Origin of the sequence: Salinarimonas rosea DSM 21201, assembly GCF_000429045.1 — a bacterium.
Lineage (GTDB): Bacteria > Pseudomonadota > Alphaproteobacteria > Rhizobiales > Beijerinckiaceae > Salinarimonas > Salinarimonas rosea.
Genome location: NZ_AUBC01000015.1, coordinates 85,416 through 108,039, shown reverse-complemented (window position 1 = coordinate 108,039; position 22,624 = coordinate 85,416). Strand labels below are relative to the sequence as shown.

The 22,624-nt window shown below is 71.2% G+C and carries 23 protein-coding genes and 1 tRNA gene; 5 read left to right on the top strand and 19 right to left on the bottom strand.

Annotation, left to right across the window (positions count from 1 at the left end):
* Positions 1-5: 5 nt before the first annotated feature.
* The gene (locus G407_RS0113055; RefSeq protein WP_029031150.1) at positions 6-1,565 is read left to right on the top strand and encodes an indolepyruvate oxidoreductase subunit beta family protein; all 1,560 of its coding nucleotides are present in this window, start codon (positions 6-8) and stop codon (positions 1,563-1,565) included.
* 52 nt (positions 1,566-1,617) lie between these two features.
* Positions 1,618-2,277, top strand: coding sequence for a DUF2238 domain-containing protein (locus tag G407_RS0113050; RefSeq protein ID WP_052341338.1), 660 nt, complete (start codon positions 1,618-1,620; stop codon positions 2,275-2,277).
* Between the two features lie 70 nt (positions 2,278-2,347).
* Here the strand turns inward: G407_RS0113050 and G407_RS0113045 are convergent, their stop codons facing one another.
* Together G407_RS0113045 and G407_RS31760 are read right to left on the bottom strand one after the other, a co-directional pair.
* A complete protein-coding gene (locus tag G407_RS0113045) occupies positions 2,348-3,139 on the bottom strand; it encodes a cyclase family protein (RefSeq protein ID WP_029031148.1) in 792 nt (263 codons plus the stop codon).
* Between the two features lie 116 nt (positions 3,140-3,255).
* Complete coding sequence (locus tag G407_RS31760) at positions 3,256-4,215, bottom strand: ChaN family lipoprotein (RefSeq protein ID WP_029031147.1); 960 nt, start codon at positions 4,213-4,215, stop codon at positions 3,256-3,258.
* 132 nt (positions 4,216-4,347) lie between these two features.
* Here G407_RS31760 and G407_RS27570 point away from each other — a divergent pair, with 132 nt between their 5' ends.
* A complete protein-coding gene (locus G407_RS27570) occupies positions 4,348-6,312 on the top strand; it encodes a glycoside hydrolase family 15 protein (protein WP_052341324.1) in 1,965 nt (654 codons plus the stop codon).
* A 118-nt stretch (positions 6,313-6,430) separates the two neighbouring features.
* Positions 6,431-6,946 carry a flavin reductase family protein gene (locus G407_RS27565; RefSeq protein ID WP_043539727.1) on the top strand — a complete coding sequence of 172 codons (516 nt, stop codon included), beginning with the start codon at positions 6,431-6,433 and terminating at the stop codon, positions 6,944-6,946.
* Between the two features lie 6 nt (positions 6,947-6,952).
* On the opposite strand, the gene G407_RS27560 is transcribed toward G407_RS27565, so the two are convergent.
* The gene (locus G407_RS27560; RefSeq protein WP_043539726.1) at positions 6,953-7,810 is read right to left on the bottom strand and encodes an ion transporter; all 858 of its coding nucleotides are present in this window, start codon (positions 7,808-7,810) and stop codon (positions 6,953-6,955) included.
* Positions 7,811-7,900: 90 nt separating this feature from the next.
* Complete coding sequence (locus tag G407_RS31155) at positions 7,901-11,176, bottom strand: toll/interleukin-1 receptor domain-containing protein (protein ID WP_156917580.1); 3,276 nt, start codon at positions 11,174-11,176, stop codon at positions 7,901-7,903.
* Positions 11,177-11,314: 138 nt separating this feature from the next.
* On the opposite strand from G407_RS31155, the gene G407_RS0113015 reads away from it, so the two are divergent.
* A tRNA-Lys gene (locus G407_RS0113015) sits at positions 11,315-11,390 on the top strand.
* A gap of 830 nt (positions 11,391-12,220) precedes the next feature.
* Here the strand turns inward: G407_RS0113015 and G407_RS32155 are convergent.
* The 15 genes from G407_RS32155 to G407_RS27545 all read right to left on the bottom strand — a co-directional run bounded on the left by G407_RS32155 (position 12,221) and on the right by G407_RS27545 (position 22,565).
* Entirely contained in the window at positions 12,221-12,493 is a 273-nt protein-coding gene (locus G407_RS32155) for a hypothetical protein (RefSeq protein WP_029031146.1), read from the bottom strand.
* A 128-nt stretch (positions 12,494-12,621) separates the two neighbouring features.
* Positions 12,622-12,930, bottom strand: a complete 309-nt coding sequence (locus G407_RS0113005) for a hypothetical protein (RefSeq protein ID WP_029031145.1) — start codon at positions 12,928-12,930, stop codon at positions 12,622-12,624.
* Positions 12,911-13,768: a hypothetical protein gene (locus G407_RS0113000; RefSeq protein WP_029031144.1), complete on the bottom strand. Its 858-nt coding sequence runs from the start codon at positions 13,766-13,768 to the stop codon at positions 12,911-12,913. The genes G407_RS0113005 and G407_RS0113000 overlap by 20 nt, the downstream gene beginning before the upstream one ends.
* Positions 13,769-14,077: 309 nt before the next feature.
* On the bottom strand, positions 14,078-14,446 hold the full coding sequence (locus tag G407_RS0112995) for a hypothetical protein (RefSeq protein ID WP_029031143.1): 369 nt from the start codon (positions 14,444-14,446) through the stop codon (positions 14,078-14,080).
* Between the two features lie 124 nt (positions 14,447-14,570).
* A complete protein-coding gene (locus G407_RS0112990) occupies positions 14,571-15,029 on the bottom strand; it encodes an HK97-gp10 family putative phage morphogenesis protein (RefSeq protein ID WP_169728785.1) in 459 nt (152 codons plus the stop codon).
* 35 nt (positions 15,030-15,064) lie between these two features.
* Positions 15,065-15,388, bottom strand: coding sequence for a hypothetical protein (locus G407_RS0112985; protein ID WP_029031141.1), 324 nt, complete (start codon positions 15,386-15,388; stop codon positions 15,065-15,067).
* A gap of 2 nt (positions 15,389-15,390) precedes the next feature.
* Positions 15,391-15,549, bottom strand: a complete 159-nt coding sequence (locus tag G407_RS31755; protein WP_156917578.1) for a hypothetical protein — start codon at positions 15,547-15,549, stop codon at positions 15,391-15,393.
* A gap of 2 nt (positions 15,550-15,551) precedes the next feature.
* Complete coding sequence (locus tag G407_RS0112975; RefSeq protein WP_029031140.1) at positions 15,552-17,558, bottom strand: phage tail length tape measure family protein; 2,007 nt, start codon at positions 17,556-17,558, stop codon at positions 15,552-15,554.
* Positions 17,559-17,734: 176 nt separating this feature from the next.
* Positions 17,735-19,036, bottom strand: coding sequence for a phage major capsid protein (locus tag G407_RS0112970; protein WP_029031139.1), 1,302 nt, complete (start codon positions 19,034-19,036; stop codon positions 17,735-17,737).
* Entirely contained in the window at positions 19,033-19,545 is a 513-nt protein-coding gene (locus tag G407_RS0112965) for a hypothetical protein (protein WP_029031138.1), read from the bottom strand. Before G407_RS0112965 ends, G407_RS0112970 begins: the two co-directional genes overlap by 4 nt.
* A gap of 82 nt (positions 19,546-19,627) precedes the next feature.
* Positions 19,628-20,155 carry a hypothetical protein gene (locus G407_RS0112960; RefSeq protein WP_029031137.1) on the bottom strand — a complete coding sequence of 176 codons (528 nt, stop codon included), beginning with the start codon at positions 20,153-20,155 and terminating at the stop codon, positions 19,628-19,630.
* Between the two features lie 523 nt (positions 20,156-20,678).
* On the bottom strand, positions 20,679-21,797 hold the full coding sequence (locus G407_RS27550) for an AAA family ATPase (RefSeq protein WP_084327508.1): 1,119 nt from the start codon (positions 21,795-21,797) through the stop codon (positions 20,679-20,681).
* The gene (locus G407_RS0112950; protein ID WP_029031136.1) at positions 21,794-22,081 is read right to left on the bottom strand and encodes a hypothetical protein; all 288 of its coding nucleotides are present in this window, start codon (positions 22,079-22,081) and stop codon (positions 21,794-21,796) included. Before G407_RS0112950 ends, G407_RS27550 begins: the two co-directional genes overlap by 4 nt.
* Entirely contained in the window at positions 22,078-22,296 is a 219-nt protein-coding gene (locus G407_RS0112945) for a hypothetical protein (protein ID WP_043539724.1), read from the bottom strand. The genes G407_RS0112950 and G407_RS0112945 overlap by 4 nt, the downstream gene beginning before the upstream one ends.
* A gap of 2 nt (positions 22,297-22,298) precedes the next feature.
* Entirely contained in the window at positions 22,299-22,565 is a 267-nt protein-coding gene (locus tag G407_RS27545; protein ID WP_043539722.1) for a helix-turn-helix transcriptional regulator, read from the bottom strand.
* Positions 22,566-22,624 lie beyond the last annotated feature (59 nt).

Here is a 22,624-nt window from a genome sequence, read left to right as displayed (position 1 = left end):
GCGCGATGACCCGCCACGAGACGTTCGCACAAGCGCTCTCCACGGACCGGCCGATCACGATCGCGATCCTCGCCATGGGCGGGCAGGGCGGCGGCGTGCTGGCCGACTGGATCGTCGGCATGGCCGAGGCGCAGGGCTGGACGGCCCAGTCCACCTCCGTCCCCGGCGTCGCCCAGCGCACGGGCGCGACGATCTACTACATCGAGATGGTCGAGGCGCCGGACGGCGCCGTGCCGATCCTCGCGCTGATGCCCACGCCCGGCGACGTCGACGTGGTGCTCGCCGCGGAGTTCATGGAGGCGGGGCGCTCGATCCTGCGCGGTCTCGTCACCCCCGACCGCACGACGCTGATCGCCTCGACGCACCGGTCCTACGCCGTCGCCGAGAAGCAGAAGCCCGGCGACGGCGCCGCCGACCCGCAGGCGGTCGTCCGGGCGGCCCGCGTGGCGTCGAAGCGGGTGATCGCCTCGGACCTGGACGCGCTCGCGGCGCGCCACGGCAGCGTGATCTCGGCGGCGCTGTTCGGCTCGCTGGCGGGGGCCGACGTGCTGCCCTTCCCGCGCGAGGCCTTCGAGGGCGCGATCCGCGCCGGCGGCAAGGGCGTGAGCGCGAGCCTCGCCGCGTTCTCCGCCGCCTTCGACCGTGCGCGCCACCCCGAGGCCCATGCCGAAGCCCATGCCGAGCCGCCGGCGCCGGCGAAGCCCGATCCGCTCGGCGACGTCGGCCACGCCGGCTACGACGCGCTGCTGGCGCGGGTGCGCGCGGACTTCCCCGCCGAGGCGCAGCCGCTGCTCGCGGCGGGGCTGCGCAAGGTGGTGGACTTCCAGGATCTCGCCTATGGCGGCGCCTATCTCGACCGGATGCGCGACCTCCTCGCCGCCGATCGCGCCGCGGGCGGCGCGGCGCAGGGCCACGCCTTCGGCACGGCCTGCGCCAAGTATCTCGCCGTGGCCATGGCCTACGACGACGTGATCCGCGTCGCGGATCTCAAGACCCGCGCCAGCCGCCACGAGCGGGTGTCGCGCGAGGTCGGCGTGAAGGGCGAGGAGATCCTCTACACGACCGAGTTCATGCATCCGCGCATGGAGGAGGTGATCGGCACGATGCCCGCACGCCTGGGCCGCTGGCTCGAGGCGCGCCCGGGGCTGGTGCGGCGCCTCGATCGCGTCGTCTCGCGCGGACGACGGGTGCGCACGGGGACGATCCGCTGGTACCTCACCCTCTACGCCGTGGCAGGATTGAAGCGCATGCGCCTGAAGACGCTGCGCCATTCCCGCGAGACGGCGCATATCGACGCCTGGCTCGGCCGGGCGCTGGAGGTGCTGCCGCGGAACTACGCGCTCGCCGTCGAGATGGTCGGCTGCCGCCGGCTGGTGAAGGGCTATTCCGGCACGCACGCCCGGGGCGAGGCCAAGTTCGACAGGGTTCTCTCCGCGGTGCCTCTCCTCGTCGCCCGCGAGGATGGGGCCGACTGGCTGCGACGCCTGAAGCAGGCCGCGCTGATGGACGAGGAGGGCACCGCGCTCGACGGCGCGCTGAGGACCGTGCAGTCGCTGGCGGACTGAGCAGCGCCACGGCCGGCTTCACCCCGCGAGCGCCTCGCGTATAGTGCTCCGCATGAGCGACGATCCGCGAGACGAGCCGTCCTGGGCGCGCCGCCAGCACGGGGTCACCTACCTGGTCTGGGCCCTGCTCGGGATCGCGGCGGGCGGGTCCGCCTGGGTCGGCAACTGGGCCACCGCCTTCGTGGCCCTCGCGACCTTCGCGCTGACGCTGCTGCCGATCCTGGCGCAGGACTGGACCGGCGTTCGGCTTCCGGCGGGCTTCGTCGGGGCCGTCGCGGTGTTCATCGTCGGCACGCTCTTTCTCGGCGAGGTCGGCGACTTCTACGAGCGGTTCTGGTGGTGGGACGTGCTGATGCACAGCGGCTCGGCGGTCGGCTTCGGCATGATCGGCACCGTGCTCGTGCTCCTGATCGTGCGCGGCGATCGCCTGCGGGCACCGCCCTTCCTCGGGGGGCTCCTCGCCTTCACCTTCGCGGTGGCGATCGGCGCGCTGTGGGAGATCTTCGAGTACACGATGGACCAGGTCTTCGGGCTGAACATGCAGAAGTCCGGCCTGCGGGACACGATGTGGGACCTGATCGTCGATTGCGTCGGCGGTCTCGTCGGCGCGCTCGCCGGGTACGGCTATCTTCGCGGACGCGGGGGCGGCCGGCTCGCGCGCGTGATCGCCCGCTTCGTCGAGGACAACCTGCACCGCCGCGACGGCGCCTGAGGCGCGACGGGCGTGCGCGCTCGTCGTCGGGTTCGGAGGCGCGCAGCGCCTCGGCGAGGTCCCGCGCCCGTCAGCCGGGCACGAGGGCGAGGACGCGCACCGGGCTGCCGGTGCCGTTGACGAGCTTCAGCGGCGCGGCGACCAGGATCGCGCCCTTGGGCGGCAGGCGGTCGAGATGGGCGAGGCTGGCGAGGCCGTAGCGGTTGGCCTGATGCATCAGGTAATGCGCCGGGAAGGGCGGGTTCATCCCCGCGGCCGCGCCCGCGTCGGTGCCGACGCACTCCGTGCCCCAGCCCATGATGCCTTTCGAGACGAGATATTCCATGCAGTCGACCGACGGTCCCGGCGAATGCGGCCCGTTCTCGTCGGCGTTGAGGAACGTCGCGGCGCTGCCGTTGCGGCGATGCCAGTCGGTGCGCATGAGCACCCAGCTGTCGCGCTCGATCGGCCCGTGCTCGCCCTCCCAGGCCTTCACGCCCTCCGCGGTGAGCAGGAAGTCCGGGTTCTCGGCCGCCTCGCGCGAGCAGTCGACGACGTTGACGGGACCGACGAAGTTGCGCGGCGGGATCGTGTCCGTCGAGCCGTCGCTCGTGTGGTCGCGCCCGGAGATCCAATGGATCGGGGCGTCGAAATGCGTGCCGGTGTGCTCGCCGAGCTTGAGCCAGCGCCAGGCCCAGTAGGGGCCTTTTTCATTGTACCAGGAGATCTCGTGCATCTCGACGTTCGGCGTGTTCACGCCGATCTCGGGCGGCAGGTAGAGCACCGGCGTGTCCGGCCCCAGCGGCGCGGAGAGGTCGACGACGGTGATGGACCCGCCCGCCAGCCCGGCGGCGAGGTCGGTGAGCGTCTGGCGTGCGGTCATGCGTGCCTCCCGGTGCGTCGTTCTTCTCGCCGCTCCGGTGGCGCCCGGGGCGGACGGACATCGTACGTGCGACGTCCGCGAATGCAAGGAACGGCCGTGCTTCGGCGGGAGGCGCCTCAGCCCCCGCCGAAGCGCGCCCGCAGGTCGGCGCAGACGTCGCCGCGCTCCACCCCCGGCGTGAACCAGGCGACGTCGTAGGGTGCATCCGGCCCGCCGAAGCCGGCGACGAGATCCGCCGGCTCGACGACACCCGGGGGCACCTCGACGAAGGCGATGGAGAGAACCTCGCGCTCGGGCGCACGGGCGTCGAGATAGAAGGGCACCGCCTCGGTGCCGACGTGACCGGCGCCCGCGATCAGGACGGCGGGGGAGGGGGCGGCGAGGAGCGCGTCGGCGAGCACGGCGTCGCGCAGGCGCTGGGCGACGGCGAAGCCCGGCACCGCCGCCTCCGGCAGGAGCCCGCAATGACCGTCGACGATCGCCTGCTCCATGCGCAGCCGGCCCGGCTCCGGCAGCGGCCGATCGAGCGCCAGGCGGGCGCGCTCGTCCGGTGCGAGCGCGTCGGCGTCGCCCTGCGCCAGCGCCGTCATCAGGGTGCGCTCGACGTCGCCGGCGTGGAGCGTCCAGCCGGCGTCGAGGGCGGCCTCGAGCACGGGCGCGTACATCGAGAAGTCCGGCCAGCCGCTCTCCTCCCAGCCGAGCGCCTCCCCGAGTGCCGTGACGTCACCGGCCTCGGCCTCGGCGAGCGGCCCGCCCTCGTCGCGGCGCACCATCTCCAGCACGAGCCCGCCCGCGGGCGCCTCCGCCGCGGCGACCGCCACGGCCCAGGCCTGGAGGGCATGATGGTCCGGGTTGTCGTGCCGCTCGCCGAGGAGGACGATCTCCGCGCCCGCGATCCGCGCGGCGACGTCGGCGGGCGTCAGCGCCGCGCCGGTGCGGGCGTCCCGGATCGCCCCGACGAGCGGCGCGTCCGCCGGCGTCCCGCCGACGAAGGCGGGAGGCGCGGGGGCACCGGCGGCGGGCGAGGCGATGGCGGCGGCGAGGCCGGCGAGGAGGGCGGTCGTGATCGGGCGCATCGGCGGCACATAGCGCGACGCGGCGCATCGCGCGAGGGCACTGCGACCTCCGGCCTCTCCCGCGCCGACGGCGCAGGCGAACGGCCACGCTCGCCATGCGTTGTCCGTCCGTCCCGCGATCGAGGAGAGCGCATGGCCGCCGAGATACCGCCGAACGACGTCCCGCCCTACGTCCAGCCGCCGATCGAGGATTATGCGCTCATCGGCGATTGCCACGGCGCCGCGCTCGTGTCGCGCGCCGGCGCCATCGATTGGCTCGCGCTCCTGCGCTTCGACGACGACCCGACCTTCTTCCGCCTGCTCGACGGCGGGCAGATGGGCGACCATGGCGGCGGCGCCTGGGAGATCCTGCCCGACGGCGTCCGCGAGGTCCGCCGCGCCTATGTCGAGCGTACCAACGTGCTGCGCACCACCTTCGTCTGCGAGACCGGCGTGCTCGAGGTCACCGACTTCATGCCCGTGGGGCGCACCCGCGCCGCGACGGTGCACGACTACGTCGACCTGAACGCCCCGGGCTGGCTGGTGCGGCGCCTCGCCTGCACCGAAGGGCGCGTCGGCGTGACCACCCGGTTCTCCCCGCGCGGACCCGGCTTCTCGAAGGAGCCGCTCCGGCTCGTGGCCGAGGAGGGGCGCATCGCCGCCCGGGGCGGGCTGATGCTCTGGTGCGGCGGAGACGTCACCGAGCGCGACGGCGCGGCGCTGATCCGCCACGAGATCGCCGCGGGCGAGGTGGTGCCCACCGTCCTCACCCACGTGATGCCGCTGTTCGACCCGCGCGAGCGGGTGGAGCACCTGCTCGAGGTCACCTGCGCCTTCTGGCGCGAATGGGCGGCCTACGTGCGCTATCGCGGTCCCTATGCCGAGCACGTCACGCGCTCGGCGCTGGCGCTCAAGTGCCTGACCTACGCGCCCACCGGCGCGCTGGTCGCCGCGGCGACGACCTCGCTTCCGGAGGAGCTCGGCGGCGGGCGCAACTGGGACTACCGCTTCTCCTGGCTGCGCGACGCGTGCTTCGCGCTGTTCTCGCTCTCGACGCTCGGATTCAGCGGCGAGGCGGCGCGGTTCTCGGACTTCCTGACCCGGCGCTGCCTGCGCGAGGGCTCGACCATGCGCATCGTCTACGGCATCGACGGCCAGCCCTTCCTGCCCGAGAGCACGCGCGACGACCTCGCCGGCTATCGCGGCGCACGGCCGGTCCGCGTCGGCAACGAGGCGGCCGAGCAGCGCCAGCTCGACGTCTTCGGCGAGGTGCTCGACTGGGCGGACCTGCGCCGGGCGCTCGGCGCCGACCTCGGCGCGGACGAGCGCTCGCTCATGGCCTCGATCGCCGACCACGTCTGCCTGACCTGGCACCTGCCCGACCAGGGGCTGTGGGAGATGCGCTCCGGGCCGCAGGACTTCGTCCAGGGCAAGGCCATGGCCTGGGTCACGCTCGACCGCGCGGCGAAGATCCTCGGCGACCGCCCGCTCTGGCGCGAGAACCGCGACGCGATCCTCGCCGCCATCCTGGAGAAGGGAACGGCGGGCGACCCGCCCTACCTCACCCAGGCCTTCGGCACGGACGCGGTCGACGCCGCGCTGCTGCAGGTGCCGCTGCTCGGCCTGCCGCTCGACGCGGAGATCCTGGCCGAGACGGTGCGCCGGGTGGAGGCGGACCTCAGGGTCGGCGACCTCGTCTACCGCTACCGCGGCGAGGACGGGCTCACCGGCGGGGAGGGCGCCTTCATGATCACCAGCTTCTGGCTGGTCGAGGCCTACCTGACGATGGGGCGCGGGGAGGAGGCGCGCGCCCTGTTCGAGCGGCTGCTGGCGCGCGCCAACGACGTCGGTCTCTACGCCGAGGAGATCGACCCGGCCACCGGAGGCTTCCTCGGCAACTTCCCGCAGGCCTTCACGCACCTCTCGCTGATCTCGAGCGCGGCGCTCCTGCATCTCTACGAGATCGGCGGCGCGGAGGCGACCCGCGGCACCAACGCCGACCGGGCGCGCGCGCTCGTCGGCGCGACGGAGGGCGCCAAGGCGCTCGTCTACGCGCTCGTGCGCAACCGGTCGGTGAAGCTGTTCTCCTCGCGCGAGAGCGTGCTCGCCCTCGACTGAGAGCGCCCGCGCGCGCGTCCTCGAGCCTTCCCTTCGCGGGCGGGAAAGCCATATTGGGGCAGAGACGTCCGTTGATCCCGCGCCCGCCCGCGCCCACAGCCCGCGAGAAGGATCGCCCTTGAGCGCCCGCCCCGATGCCGCCGCCGACCCCGAGGCCCTGGACGCCGGCGCCTTCCGCGAGGCGATGAGCCGCGTGCCCGGCGCCGTCCACGTGGTGACGACGCGCGGGCCGCAGGGGCGCGCCGGCTTCACGGCGACCGCCGTCACCGCCGTCTCGGACCATCCGCCGTCGCTGCTCGTGTGCGCCAACGCCGGCAGCGAGAGCACGCAGGCGCTCGTCGAGAGCGGGATCTTCTGCGTCAACACCCTGTCCTGGGACGACGAGCCGCTGGCGAGCCTGTTCGCCGGACGCACGGAGCTGCGCGGCGACGCCCGCTTCGCCCACGGCCGCTGGAGCGCGCTGACCACCGGGGCACCGGTGCTGGAGAGCGCGCTCGTGTCCTTCGACTGCCGGCTGGTCTCCGCCGAGATCGTGGGCACGCACCACGTGGCGGTGGGCGAGGTGGTGGACGTGCGGGTGGGCCGGCATGCGCGCGCGCTGGTCTACCGCGAGCGCGCCTTCCACGGCCTGTGAGGCCGGCTATTCCGCAGCGTCGCTGCGCCCGCTGTGGTCGCGCAGCGCCGCCACCTCGCGCCGCAGCGCCCTGATCTCGTCGAGCAAGACGGAGTTCACCTCCTGCATCGCGCCCGCGGCGGCGGCGACCTCCTCGCTCGCGGCCTTCTCCGCCGCGATCGCCTCGGCGCGCTCCGCCTTGGTCTCCTCCTCGTGCACCGCCTGCATGGCCGAGACCACGATGCCGATGAACAGGTTGAGCACCGTGAAGGTGGTCACCACGATGAAGGGCACGAAGAACAGCCAGGCGTAGGGGTAGACCTCCATCACCGGGCGCACGATGCCCATCGACCAGCTCTCCAGGGTCATCACCTGGAACAGCGTGTAGGCCGAGGCCGGGATCGAGCCGAACCAGTCCGGGAAGGAGGCGCCGAACAGCTTCGTCGCCATCACCGAGAAGACGTAGAAGACGAGGGTCAGCAGCACGATCACCGACCCCATCCCCGGCAGCGCCCCCACCATCGCCCCGACCACGCGCCTGAGCGATGGCACGATGGTGACGAGGCGAAGCAGGCGCAGCACGCGCAGCGCCCGCAGCACGGAGAAGGCTCCGGTCGCCGGCACCAGCGCGATGCCCACGACGAGGAAGTCGAACACGTTCCAGGCGTTCGTGAAGAAGCGCAGGCGATGCACGAGAAGCCGCGCGCCGATCTCCACCACGAACACGGCGAGGATCGCCTTGTCGAGCGCCAGCAGCACGGCCCCGAACCGCTCCATCGCCGCCGGCACCGTCTCGAGCCCGAGCGTGACCGCATTGACGAGGATGAGCACCATGATCACCCGCTCGACGACGCGGGATTCGACGAAGGATTTCAGGCGGTCCACGGGGGCGGGTCTCCGAAGCGCGAGGGTGGCGCGGGAGGGAGATGCGGGGGGCGGGGCGGTTCGTCAAGCGGCGGATGATCGAGCGGCGACTCAATCGAGCGCGGTCAGCCTGGCCCGCACAAACGTCGGCAGGGCGTCGTACTGGGACGGCAGCTTGCCGCTCGATTCGAGGGGCGCGATCAAGGACAACGCCTCTTGGAGATTACGTTTCGCTCCTGGATCAGTATCGATCTCTGCAATTCTCACGAGCTTCAAGGCAACATCTATTGTCCATAGAACATTCTCCGGATCAGAAGCGGATACTATCCGTGCAATTTCAAGACTCTTGGCATATGTCTCGCGTGCAGCGTCCAATTCAGCGAGCGCTACGAAAAGATCTCCGAGGGACGAGTATCCGGCCGAAAGGTCACGCTTCCAAAGGGTGTTGCTCGAGTCGGAGTCAACAAGTCCTCGACTAAGATCTATCCCTTGTTCGTAGAAAGTTTTTGACCGAGGATCTGCGAGATCCTGCATCACCTGGCCAATTTTATAATAAGTGATTGCTAAATCACGTTTCGGTTCGGGGTAGTCCGGATATTGGCTATGGATCTGTTCCTGTATTCGTGCGGTCTCTTGAAAGGCGGCGAGTGCTCGAGGCAGTTCTTTGTGCAGTGCGTGCATATCTCCGATCCTCGCGTGCGCAATCGAAATACCTCGTTGCCAGTCCAAGCTCCCCGGCTCCTTACTGGCAAGATGCTCCATTATCTCAAGAGATTTTTCATAATCTGCCAATGCTCCTGGATAATCTCCACTCATACGCTTAAGGTCGGCACGGTTCAACAAAACGACGCTTATGTCGTGCGAGAGAATAAGTTTGTCAGGAGCCGCTTCTGAAAGTTTCGCAAAAATACTTAAACTCTCATCGTATGCATCATTTGCCGATTCGACATCGAACATGGACGAGTAAACATTCCCGAGTCTACTCAAGGCTACAGCGCGGCTGCGCTGAAGCTCCGGGTCGTCCGGGAAGTTCTTGCTCAAATCTTCCTGTAGCTGGCGCGCCACGTTGAGGATGGTCGTCTGCGTCGCAGCAGGAATTCCACTGTTTCGAAATCCAATCGCTAGCTCGAATACGAGCGTATTTGCCGCATTCGTCGCGTCACGAAGTGCGGTTCTCTCTCTAGCACTCGCTTCTTTTGCAGTATCGAGTGCCACAAGTGCTGCATTCCGCTGCGTGAAGGCATATGCTCCGACTCCGGCCGAAACCGCCAGGAGGAACAGCGATGCGACGAGCCCGCCGACCAGCCACTGCCGCTCGCGCCGCTCCGCCTCGGCGCGCCGTTGCTGCTCGTCGGCGATCCGTCGAGCGTCGGCGATCTTCTGGCTTTGCCGCGCGTCGTCCGCCTTCCGGCAGGCGGCGAGATAGGCCCTCTCCACCATCCCGAGGCGCGCCCACAGGTCCGGCCGTTCGCTCAGCGCTTCCGCGTCCTGCAGGCGGTCGGTCGCGTGGGCGAGGCGGCTGTCGGCGTGGCCGGCGTCCTCCCATTCACGCGTGGCCTGCAGCACGCGTTCGAGGGTCACCAGGCGCCCGGCATCCTCCGCCAGCCAGCCGCGCAGCGCCCCCCATTGCCGCAGGAGCGATTCGTGCGCCGGCTCCACCACGGGCTCGCGCGCCTCGTCGGCGGTGACGTCCGTCGTGAGCAGGCGAACCTCCACCAGCCGCTGGATCAGCGGCCGCGCCTCTTCCGGGATCTCCGAGAGCCGCGCGATGCGCCGGCGCAGCTCCTTGGTCGCCATGTCTATGCCGGCGAGCCAGGGGATCAGCCCCCGGCGCAGGCGAACGAGCCGTTCGGCGGCATCGCGCGGCACCTCCGGGTCGGCGTCCGCCGCGGCGAGGGCGCGGGCCACCGCGGCCTCGATGGCGCCGCCGAGCCGGCCGGAGCTCTCGTAGTCCGCCAGCGTCAGCCGGCCCGCGGCGCCGAAGTCGCGATACAGCCGCTCCAGCGTGAAGGCGAGGAGCGGCAGCGCGTCCGGGCCGGCGTCGCGCTCGACGTCCTCGAGCAGCGCCGCCGTCAGCGCCGGCTCGACGACGAGCGGGCTGCGGGTCGCCGCCGTGCGACGGCGGGCGGGGCCCTCGATCACGGTCTCGAACGCGCCGCGCGGCATCGGCGCGAGGCTGAAGGTCGCCTGCGCGATCCCCTCCAGCGCCGGCGCGGACTGGAGCGGCGCGTAGGCGTCGGTGCGGATCGTCGCCAGCGCGAGCACGCGCAGCGCCGCGCCGCGCGCGCCCGCGGGCACGTCCCGTTCGAGCAGCGTACGAAGCAGGTCGAGGAAGCGCGCGCTCTCGTCCGCGCCGTCGGCCTGGAACAGCTCCTCCGCCTGGTCCACCGGCAGCACGATCAGGGGCGGGGGCGCCGGCGCCTCGCCCGGCAGCGGCGGCACCGCGACCGCCTCCGCCAGCGCCGAGAGCGCGCCGGCGAGCGCCTCCTGGTCATCGGTGAGATTTTTCACGGCCGCGCGCGCCGTCGGCATGCCGGCCTCCGCGAAGGCGCGGACCAGCGATTCGACGAGACCGGTCGTGCCCGACAGTGCCGCGCCGGCGGGACGCACCACGGGCAACGGGCGGAACAGCCGGTCCTCGCGGGCCAGCCGCGGCATCAGCCCCGCACGCAGGAGCGAGGACTTGCCCGCTCCCGATGCGCCCTGCACCACCAGGAGCCGCGGCGCCGCCCGCTCGGCGAGGCCGCGCAGCGTGTCCAGCGCCCCCATGAGCGCCGCCTCGCGCCCGTAGAAGATGCCGGCGTCCTCCGCCTCGAGCGGCGCGAGGCCGCGATAGGGCGCGCGGTCCGGCTCTCCCTCCGGCGGCCAGGCGAACCAGCGCGGGTCGAGCCCGGCCTTGGTCAGGCCGGCCTTCAGCCGCGCGAGGCCCGCGCGCGAGAAGGTGACGTGCGCCTCCCGGCCGTCCAGCGGCACGGCGACGCGGTGGATCTCGTGGTCCTCGCCCGCGCACAGGTCGGTGAGCTGCCAGGTGCCGGAGAAGCGCTCCGGCAGGTCGCCGGGGCGCAGGTCGTCGATCAGCACGCCGAACAGGCGCTTGTCGAGCTTCCGCGCCAGGTCGAATTCGCGCCCGCACCAGCCCGAGGCGAGCCAGTTCCGGCTCACCAGGAAGACCACCGCCTCGCAGCGGTCCGCCGCCTCGTGCAGTGCCCGCTCCCAGCGCTCGCCGGCGGCGATGCCGCGCGCGGGCTCGAAGTCGACGAAGACGTCGTTCCAACCGTTGGCCATGAGCCAGCCGTCCAGCGCCTTCGCCTCGGCGTTGTCCCTGCTCGAATGGCTGACGAAGATCCGCACCATGCCCGCCCCCGTTGCGTGCCGCAGCGGCATCATGGCACGAACGTCCAGGTACGCAACCCTCGGGGCGTGCCGCGCCACCGGGCCGTCCCCACGCGATCCCCCGCCGCGCCCCCTCTCCCGCGCATCCGTGTTGACCCGCAGGCCCGATCCGCTTAACCAGTGCCCCTCGGGGAGCGCGTAGCTCAGCTGGTAGAGCAACGGACTTTTAATCTGTAGGTCCTGGGTTCGAGCCCCAGCGCGCTCACCACGCAAACCCTTGCACAGAAACGAAGATCAGCATCGCCGCCGGGGTAACTCCGCATGCGATTGAGTGTCGGGGTAACGTCTGGGGTAACGCGCGACGGGGTGTCACGGGTGACGAGCGGCGCGCCGCGCGCCGGCATCTGAACGAGAGCCAGCGCGCGATGGTCGCGGCGAAGCTGGCGAACCTTAATCACGGCGTCCGCGCAGACCGTAGACCGGCAGATGTGCCGCTCTTCGAGAGCCCGACCTTCCCGGCCCCCGCCGGTGACGAATAAGTGGGGGACTTGCTCGCCAAATCGGGCGAGCGAGTTCGCGCTCGCCGGGCGCAAACCTGCCCAGCTGTCAGGTTTTCCCCGGATCTGGGGAATTTGGGCGCTGCCCATAATTGTCGCCCTCGACGACAATGTGGGAATTTCCCAGGATGCCGACAATCTGGTTTTCGCCCGATCCGGCGAGAACCTGCGCGGCTGTCACAGCCCCTCAGGTCTGCGCGGTCGTTTCGACCGTGCTGATCGAACCTGCATCTCCGTTACGGAGACGCGGCACCTGCACCGCCGTGTCGGAGGTGGAAGTCCGGGGGATGTGCGTCACGCACACGCCGTCGGTCGCGGCCCCACCCAGGGGATGGCCACCATGGCCACACCTCTCCCGCCGAGGTGCCTGTATCATGCAGCCCCCCCGGGCCGAGGCGGAGGGATTGCCATGATGACAACACCCTTCGGCCGGCGGCACATGCCCGCAATTCTGCGGGGATGCGACGTGCGCTCAGAATTGCGCAGGCGTTCCGGGAGGGGGATTCCTCAATTCTGAGGGCATGCCCGCAACAAGTCGCGCCTATCGCTGATGCACGGAAACGACGCGTCCATCTTCGATCGAGACGTAAACCATCGGGACGCCGTACACCCTGCAGAATCCAAGTTGCTCACGCGTTCCGATGGAGGTGGTCGTCGCGCTTCGCGAGGCCGGCGCGCCGCACTTCTCGACGAGTGCATCGCGCGAAAGGCCCATCAGCGCCGGTGCGTATCTGCATTCGACGCACGCGTCCTGAGCCGACGTCGGCGACGTCAGAAGGGGCAGCGCCGCGAACATGAGGGGGAAGACGCGCATCCGCTGGTTCTCCAATGTCGAGGGCCGGGGACAGCATGCACCGATGATGTGCGTCAAGAGAAGCCCCGCCGCGGCGAACCGGGCGGGGCGGGTGACAGGTCGGCCGGATCGTCAGCGCGCGGCGGGACCTACTCGACGTGCACCGTCGAGAACCGCATGCCCTGCTCGAGGAGCCCGTCGAGATCGGCCATGCCGTTGTCGTCGGTCATCTCGTGCTCGCGATCGTCTTCGTGCTCCAGGTCGTCGCCGGGCGTGTGGCAGCCGTAGCGGTCCTCGCCCACCGTCGCCGCGAGATAGGGCTCGGCGTCCGGGTCGCCGTCCAGATCGTCGAGAACCGCCATCATGCGCTCGATGTGCGCTTCGATGCGGGCTCGCACCTCCGGACCGACGGGACGCGCGAGGGCGTCGAGGTCGAGATCAACCGGCAACGCGCGCATGGGCGGCCTCCCCCGGTGTCGGCGCCACGAGATTGGCGGACGCCACCCGCGCCGCGTTGACGAGCCGCCGGACGCGCTCCCCCACATCCTCATCGCACACGGTCCCGTCGTTCTCGGTGTAGATGGCCTGGACGACGTCGAGCAGCACCATGATGTCGTGCGGCCCTTCGGCGCGAACCTGCATCATCGTCGCCTCGAGCAGCGCGATCCGCGCGGATCGCGCGTCGACGATGGCGTCGACGTCCTCGTCACGCTCGGCGTCGACCGCGAGCATGCCGCACCGCATGTCCTCACGGCGCCACGCGCGGAAGAGGGTGGCGAGCAGCGTCTCGTTCGAAGCGGGATCGAGCAGCGCGATCGAGAACTCGGGGAATCCCGCTGCCGCGGGAAGGACCTTCACGGCGAGAGCCGGGTCGAGGAAGCCCGTTCCGACGTTGTCGCCCGCCGTGCGGGGCTCGCGGGACGGGGCCGCGGCCTCGCGCCCGAACATGCGCTCCAGGCCCGCCTTGGCGTCCGCCATGACGTGGCGCTCGGTCTCGCCGCGGTCGTAATGCGCGGGCGCCGTGGTGGCGTCGGCGATCTCGCGCAGCTCGTGCCGCGCCGCCTCCAGCGTCTCCCGGGCGCTCGTCAGCACGTGCGTCGCCGAGCCGATCACGGCCGCGAGTGCTTCCGCTTCGCGCCCGCTGGGAAGCTCCTCGGTCGCCATCGCGGCGGCGTTGATCAGGTGCCGCCCGCGGTAGAGGGTGTCTACCGCCTCGAGAAGGCGTGCCGCGACGCCGCCAAGCGGCGAGGTGGCACGCGCACTCGGCGCCGCTGGGATGTGGGTGTTGGTGTTCATGGTGGTTCTCGCGAGATAGCCGGCTTCTCAGGGCCGGGTGCCAGCGATCGGCACTGGCGCCGGGAGCCTGAGAACACGCTCGCGAGAACGTGCGCCACGGCCTTCGCGCGAAGGCTCTTGTATAGCCGTGGCACTCCCGGCATAGTGGTGCCGGTCACGCCCACGGCAATGGGCGCGTCAGTATTCAGCGCACGGATGGCCGGCAAGCCGCCGCAGCGCCTATCGCGAGAGAGGTGCCAGCCCCGGCAAGGGCCCACCTCGGGAGTTCTCAGGCTCCGCGATCACGTTCCCTGATTTGCCCCGCAAGAGTCAAGAGCCGCCCCTCACGGGGTGGTGCGACGTTTCGCGTGTCCTTTCGGCGAGCTCGCTCTCCGCGCCCGGGTATGTGCGCGCGAGCCGCACGCCCGGCCCGAACCGCCCCGCCGCGGGGATGAACTCGACGAAGTCGCCCCGCATCATGCGCGCGACCCGTCGACGGTCGACCATGGCGCGCGCCCGGCTCTCGTGCGGCGCGGTCTGGTCATCGTCCTTCATGGCGCGGCGCACGCGGTCCACTGGCGTTTGGGTCTCCCGGGCGGCGGTCGCGGCGTTCCAGCCGAGAAGCGCGAGCGCGGCCCGGATCTGCGCGGCGGCGGGGGTGGCGTAGTCGTCTTCGGGGATCGCGGCGGCGCGAGGCATGGCGGGCTTCCTCGTGATCATGATGACGATGGGGGAGGCGCGCCCGGCGCGGCCCGTGCATCGGGCGTCGGGCCGGACGCGCCGGCATCGGCATGGGGCCGATCTGGGAAGCGCGAGCCGGGCGTCAGCGGCGGCGCCGGCCGCCGCCTGCCTTCCTCGCTTCGCGGGCGAGCTCCCGGACATAGCCGGCGCGCAGCTCACGGAGGATGGTCGACAGGGCACGCGCGCCACCGTGCTTGTCCCAGGCGGGGCGCATGTACGGCGACGGCGGAATGTCCGCGGTCCCGAACTCGCGCAGATGGGCTTGCGGGAGAGGGCCGGCGCCGACGTAGAGCTTGACGAAGTCGCGCCGACCCGCCGCGCGGTCCGCCCGCCGCTGCTGCGCGGCCTGGCGACGGCTGAGGCGCGACCCGTAGCGAATCGACTCCTGCAGGTCGCCCCGGAACTCGGGAGCGAGGCTCGCGGCTTCGTCGGCGATGGGCTTCGCCGCCGCCACGAGAGCGCGGCGCATGATCCCCCGCGCCTGGTTCTTGCCCAGCGCTGCGAGGGCGCGGTCGACGTTGCGCAGCCCTTCGACCTTCATGCGGACCATCCCGTCACGCGCCATCGTCGCCGTCCTCAGTTCGGCCGCCGGCCCGCGGCGTCGTCGGCTGCCGAGATGCGAGCGCGCGCGTCCGCGCAGATCCGCCGGATCTCGGCGCGGGTCGCGTCGTCGATCGCGCTGCGCATGATCGGATCGGAGCCGGACGGGTGCGCGATCGGCTGCGCGGCGAGTTGCCCCTCGAGGTCCGCGAGCGCCGTGAGCCCGCCCGGGCGCGAGAAGGACGCCGACAGGAAGAGCGCGAGCATGAAACGGAGCGCCGTCACGCTGCCCATGAGGCGCGCCATCTCGGCGCGATCGTGGGAGAGGGTGACGTTCGGAGGCGGGTCCTTCCACGGCATGATCAACCGCTCCTTTTCTGCACGTCCGCCACGATGCCGGGGATCGCCCGGTTGTTGAACTGGACGATCTGGATCGTCTGACCCGCGCCGAGAGAGCGCGGGCCGCGCAGGATCTGGTACGCGCGAGGCGTGAGCCCCGCGGGCCACGTCGGCGTGGTCATGGTCAGCGCCTCGCGAGCTGCGGCGAAAGCCCGCCGTTGGCCTGGAGCGCACGCCTGGACGCCGAGCCCGGGGTGCCGATCTTGTCCGCGACCATCTCATCCACGATCACGTCGAGGGTCTTCCCGCCCGCGGTCTGCCGCTCACGGGTCCGGACGTCCGTCTTCGCGTTGTTGATGATGTTGACCTGGACGTTGCCTCCCCCGGCGGCGCCCATGAGATCGTGGTTCGGGATCACCGTCCCCGCGGCGCGGGGCACGATGAGTTCGGGGCCACGCTCGCCAACCAGGTAGGGACTCCCCGCCGCGATCGGCCCGCCCATGGCGCGGGGCGTGATGAAAGAAGCGAGGTTGAGCGGCGCGCCGGCCTTGCCGCCGACGCTCCCGAAGATGCCATCCATGAGCGCAGAAACGCCGCGGCGGAAGAACATCCGCGCCACGTCGTTCGCGAACGCCCGAAGCGTCTTGCCCAGATCGAACGTGCCCTGAAGGATCGAGTCGAACGCGGAGTTGATCGAGCCCTCGAGCGTCTGCGCAAAGTCGTTCCCGGCGAGCTGCGCCTCGCTGAACGCGTCCTGCGCCTGCTTGACGGCGCGCGAGTAGGTGTCCTGGTTGATCGCGCCGGCTTGCACCAGTTCGCCGAGGCGCGTCATCTCGGCGTTCAGCGCCTCCAGCGGCGTGCGCGTCGACTCGAAGACGGCTTCGCCCGCGGCGCGCATCTCTTCCTGCACGCGGCTCGCCTGAGAGGCCGCGGCGCCGGTGGATGCCGTGAGGCGGTCCAGCTCGAACACCTTCGCCCGGATGGCCTGCGCCTCCGCCGAGTCGAGCGCGACGCCGGCCTCCGTTATCCGAGCGCGGGCCATGTTCTCGGCAGCCGAGCGGCTCGCGGCGGCGATCTCCTCGTTGAGCGCGCCCATGACGTCGCCGATCCGCTGCGCTTGTTCCTGCGCGGCCGCGGCTTCGGCCCGGCGCGCCACGATGATCTCGGCGTGCGCGTCCTGGACGCGATAGGCGTTCTCGGCTTGGCGCATGCCGCGAAGGCGCGCCTCTTGCGTCGCGATGGCCGCCTCGAGCCGCCGGACTTCCTCGAGCGCGGCACCGGACGGCGAGACGCGGCCGCGGGTCAGCCGATCGTACTGCGCGCGCAACTCGCCGAGCGCCTGCGTCGTGAGGCGGATCTCCTCCTGCGTCCCCCGGAGCCCACCATCGGCGCGCAGGTTGTCCGATCGCAGGATCGCGGTCACGCCCGCGACGACTTCGCCGAGCCGCGTGAACTCGGCGATGGCCGCGCCGGCCCTGCGCGTGGTCTGCGCGATTTCTTCGGAGAGCCCATCGAAGGCGCCGGCCAGCCCACCGCCGGCCGCGTTGCCGGCGCCGCCGACCTGTCCCTCGACGGCCTCCAGGATGACGCGCTGCGCATCGGCGACGCGCCCCATCTCGACGAACCCGCGGATCAGCTCCCGTTGATCGGCGGTGAACGAGACGCCGACGCGGCGTAGCGCCGTGAGGCCGTTGATCGGGTCCTCGAGCGCCTTGCCCAGCTGGACCGTCGAGGATTCGAGCGTGCCGAACCCGACCGCGGCGAGATCCTGCGCGGCGCGGATCGTGCGATCGAAGGTGTCGCCCTGGACCGACTTGAAGGTGAGAAGCTGGGCGATGGCGTTGCGGACGCCCTCCGTCGACGCGAGGCTCTCGAATCCGACGTCACGCGCGAGGTTCTCCAGTTGCTCCCGCGTCCGGCCCGCGGCGAAGCCCGTGGCCTCGAGGGTGGCCTGCATCGTCCGCTGCGCGCGATCGAACTCGGCGTAGGCGGCGACCGCATTCTGGACCGCCGCGCCGATTGCTGCCGTCGAGAGCGCGCCGGCAAGCATGGTCCCGACGCTCGCGAACGACTTCCCGAGCCCCGCGAGCGTGCCTTGCGCCTTCTTGGCGTCACGGCCGAACTGCGCGCTATCCATCCCGAGGTCGACGCGCAGGGCGCCGATTACCGCGTTGCTCGCCATGGTCAGCATTCCTCATTCGCGAGAGGGAGCGGCGGGCGGGTCCTCACGGCCCGGGGGCCGTGTGCCTGGCGAACCCGCCCGCCTGGACCGCCCGCGCGCGGGAGCGAGGTGCGCACCCCTGAGGGTCACGCGCGCGGTTTCGGGGCCGGCCCTACGCCCCGCCATATCCCCCTCAGGGGAGCCGGTCAGTAGGTCACGCCGGTGATCACGGAGCCGGCCGCGGCGCGCTGGAGCCGCAAGTCGCCCGCCATCTCGACGTGGAAGAGCATCTCGTTGTGCTGGAAGCAGGAGCGCGGGCTCCCGGCGGCGTCGATGTACGTCGCCTCGGTCGAGATCCGCGCCTCTGCGTCCCCGCCCTGCGCGATGACGATGCTCGGCCCGTGGAAGAACATGATCTCGCCCTCGTTGCCGCCGCCGCCGAGGTTGCTCGGCACCTGGTTCGTGTCGAGGATCAGGTGACCCTTGAGCGTGCCGTTGATCTCGATCGACGGGAACACCTTGTTGCCGTTGGCGTCGCGAAGGTCCGCGAGATGAGACCGCGTGCGGTGCGGCATGATCCAGAACCCGGTTTCGCGGGTCAGCGGAATGTTCGCGTTCGCGAGCGCGACCGTCGCGGCGGAGAGGTCCGCCTCGATGCTCACCGACGTCGTGCCGGTGATCGCGTTGACGTTCGCCGGCGCGACCTGCGAGCGCAGACCGAGCGGGACGTAGGCGGTGCCCGAACCGCGCAGGTAGCCCGCATCCTCGTTGACGCGCAGCTTCTCGACGAGGCGCGCCATGAGGGTCTGCTCGAGGTTCCGCACCGCCGACATGCCGCTCGTCGACTGGCGAATGAGGGAGCGCGAGACGACGATCTCCACGGCGAGGCGGCGCGGGTCGAGGCGGACGTCGCCGAACTCGAAATTGCCGGGCGTGGGGCGGTCGTTCTCGCCGAGCCACGAGCCCGCCGGCGCATTGTCCTCGCGCGGCATGATCAGCGTGCCGGCTATGTTGAAGATCTGCGGATTCATCCGGCGCACGACGGTCCGATTCTCGAGGCCGGCGATCAGCGTCGAGGCGAAGTCGGGAAGCGAGAGCGCGCCGCCGCTGGCGAAGTCGGACAGCGCGTGCGTGCCCTTGCGCGACGCGATCGCGTCGCCGATCGCCTTCACCGTCTTTACGACGTCGGCGGGGTACGCCCTCTCGACGATGGCGAGCACGCCGGGCGACGAGCCGCCGAGCGCGTCGCGCAGGTCGGCATCGATGGCCTTCGCGGCGAGAAGGGCGAGGCCGGCCTTCGCCAGCGCCTCGCGGGAGAGATCGTTCATGGGTGCGGCCTCCGGGCTCGCCGGCGCGCTCGCGCCGATCGTGGAAGGGACGGGGAGCGGCGTGGAAGGCGCGCCGCCGCCGTTGTGCTTGACGGCGGGCGTGGCGCCCTTGAGGTAGCAGCGGCTCACCTTCATGCAGACGTGGGGGCCTTCGCAGTCCGCGCAGCGTTCGAAGCTCATCGGGCGCCCTCCGTGCGCATGGTCGTGATCATCTCGCGCAGCGCTTCCGCGGCGCGCTCGTGGGTGCGGTGGGGCGGGTGGTCGCCGTTCGGCAGGAAGTGGGCTTGATGCTCCGGGCGCTCGCGGAACTCGCGACACTCGGCGAGCGCCGACTCGAACTCGACGAGCGCGTGTTCCAGGGTCTCCAGGCGATCGGCGTAGGCTTCCCGGACCGCGCGGCGCTCGGCTGCCGTCTCGCGCCCCACGGCCGCCGCATGGGCTTCCTCGAGACGGGGAACGGCGACGTCCAGGCGCTCCAGCGCCAGCGACAGGCGCGCCCGCTCGTCATCCATCGCGAGCACGGCGTCATCGTCGAGGTCGAGAAGCCGCGCCTCGCGCTCGCGCCGCAGCTCGAGCACGCGATCTTCCGCGGCGCGCCGCTCGGCACGGGCTTCGTCGAGGCGGCGCGCGAGTGCGTCGGCGGATTCGGTCTCGGGCTTCGCGGATCGGAACCAGTCGAGGAAGGGCATCGGGTGAACCTCCGTGAGCTTCACCGTGCCGCGATCGGCTGGCCAGCGCCCCGCGCCGCTCGTGGCCAAGCTCGCGCACCGGTCACCCAGGGTCCGCCTCGACCCCGATGCGCTCGCCGAGCGCTCGCCGGATCGTCCGGGCCGATGGTGGTTGCCCGCCGTTCTCCACGAGCGCCGCGAACTCCAGGCGCCGCGTCTCTCGGGTCGTCGCCGGCATGCCGGCTCGCCGATCGTGCCGGAAGGTCGAGGCGGCGTAGCGCTCCAGCCGCTCGGCGATCAGCTCGGCGCGCCGTGCCGTCGAGCCCTCGACGATCGCCGCGAGCGCGCGCAGGGCGTCGTCGCGCCGCATCCGCCGGGCTTCCTCGTGCCAGGCCCGACACCCGGGGGCGGGAGAGACGCCGAGCGCGAGGTCGAGATCCACGCCGAGCGGGGCGTCGGTGAGGAATGCGCGCAGGCCCCTAGCGTGCGCACGCGCGTCGGGATCGTCCAGCCGCTCCAGGATGGCAGCGACCCGAGCCGCCCGCGCCGCGCTCGCCAGCGGCGCCGACACGGGCGCGGTGGGATCGATCCGCCGAAGCAGGTCCAGGAGATCGTCATCGGGCGCCGTCACGGCGCCACCTCCGATGATCGATGGCGTGCGGCGCGCCCGGTCGCTTGATTTCGCGGCGACGCGAAAAAATCAAACGCTGCGAGGCGCGTGAAGCCGGGATTTCCCTTGCGAGAGAGATGCTTGAGCACGTCGAGCGAGCATGCCGACAGCCCCGGAAAATCAACCGCGGAAGAAAAAAACCCGTGCGTGTTGTCCCCCGCCGGTCCGGACTCGGCGCGGTCCTTGAGGTCGTCGCACCCCCTACCCTTGAGGGCGTCGGCGCAAGGCGAGCATGGACGCGGCGCGATCGGTTCGGCTCTCGTGCAAGGATCAGGACACGCCGAAGCCGGCGAGCGGTGCGTCGTCGCCACCGGTTCACGCGGCGCGGCTCGCTCGGAAGAGCGCGCCCGCGTGTAGGGGGTATGGGGGTTGGAACACACAGGGGGTTGGAAGCCGTTGGCACCCCGTTCGAAGCCTGTCGGAAGGGCGTCGGAAGGGCGTTGGCATGCAACCATTGCTGACGTTGGAAGGGCGTTGGAAGGCATCAGTTCGCCTCCGGGTTGGTATTTCGCACGATGCGTTGACGCCGCTTGGATGGGGGGCCTGTCTCGGCGGTGGCGAGCGTGCCGGCTGCGAACAGGGCGTTCATCGCTGCGATGAGAGCGCCCTTCGGGATGCCCTGAGCGCGGGGGTCGCGGGCGAACTGCGTGGGGGCGTAGGAGGCGCTTGGGCTCGGCGAGACGGCCCGTCCCTCTGCGCTGTAGGCGTCGACCAGGTCGAGGAAGACACGCTCGGCGCGGGCGGCTTGCGTCATGCGGTCGAGGGTCGAGGGGGTCGCGGTCTCTTCGGCGACGAACACCCCGTCTCGCCAGCGGAGCGGGATCGTCTCGCCGGTGCGGCCGTAGTTCGCCTTCATGGTCGAGAGCGTGCGCAAGTCGGGATCGGGCTCGAGGATCGACCCGCCTTCGTTCGTGGTCACGCGCTTGAGGTAGAGGCGGGATCGCACGCTGTTGCTCCAGGCGGTCGACCCCGACGTGCCCGACCCGCTCGCCATGCCGGCGACGGACGGATGCGATAGGAGGACGATCGCGGCCCCCGTTTCGATCGCAAGGCCGCGCAGCATCCCGACGAACTGCCGCACCTGCGCGCGGTTGTTCTCGTCTCCCCCGAAGACGTCCGCGCTGTTGTCGAGGATGATCAGCGCGGGCTCGAGCGTCACGGCCTGAAATCGCAGCCCGCGCCACAGGGGCGTTTCCTTGATGAGCCCGTTGCGTCCGTCCGGCGCGGCGAGCACGGCATCCTCACCAGCGAGAGGCGCGATCACGAGGCCGTCGAGATCCGCGAGGCTCACGTCTTCGGCCCTGGCGATGTCCACGAGCCGGCGGTGGATTTCGTCCCGATCGTCTTCGGCCGAAAGGTACAGCACACGGCCGCCGACGCATGGCCTGCCCAGCCACGGGCGCGCGAGGATCGTCGCGGCGCCCAGCTGCTTCGCGATGAGGCTCTTGCCGGTTCCCCCGTCGCCGTTGACGATGGTCACGGTGCCGCTGGGAATGAGCCCGTCGACGTGCCAGGCCCGCGGCGGGACGGGCTTGCCGTAGAGCGCCGACGCGTCGAGCGTGGCGAGCGCGCGCACGGCCGCTTCGTCGAGGGGGTCGCTCATCTCGGGTCCGCCCCCGTCGTGGCGCCGATCTCGGCGGCGTCTTCCGCTGCTTCGGCCATGGTCTCGCGGATCACGCGCAGGCGCCGGGTCGCCTCGTTGGTGGCATGCGTCGCGCCGAGCCTGTCACCGGCCGCGGCGAGCCGTTCCAGCACTTCGGCATAGGTCCGGAGCATCGCGGCGTTCTCGGCGACGAAGTCGAGCCGTTGTCGCTGGCGATCGGCGAACATGGCGCGGGCCTCGCGCGAGCTCGCAGCGGGGGAGGGAGCTTCGGCGAGCGCCGTCATGCCGCGGCCTCGCGCATCTCGCGGGCCTTGGCGTCGGCTGCCGAGACGGCGCGCATCGCGGCGCGGCGGTCGTTCTCAGGGAACGAGGCGATGTAGATCCCTTCGGCGTCGTACGCCTCGAGCTTGCCGGCGCGGGGAACGAGGTTCCCGATTCGGCGCGTGCCGTCGTAGACCGCGAGGGAGCCCGCGCAGTGGGTGAAGGTCGGCGCGGCCATGGTCACGCCCCCATGGTCGCCGGCGCGGCCTGGACGGCGCCGGAAGGCCCGGGGCGGCTCGCCTCGCGTTGCTTCGCGTCGAAGGCGTCGAGATCCGAGGCGAGCCAGTAGCGGCGCTTCCGACGGTATTCGGGTTGCGGGAAGCCGAGCGCCGGATCTCGCAACCAACGCCATATGGTCATATCGGCGACGCCGCCGTATCGGGCGCGAACCTGCGAGGCGGTGAGGTAGACCGGGCCGGCCTGCGGCGTCGGGACGGGCGAAGCCATGAGCACACTCCGTTGTTAGGACGTGTGCGATTGATGGCGAACGCCTTGAGCGGCGTCCG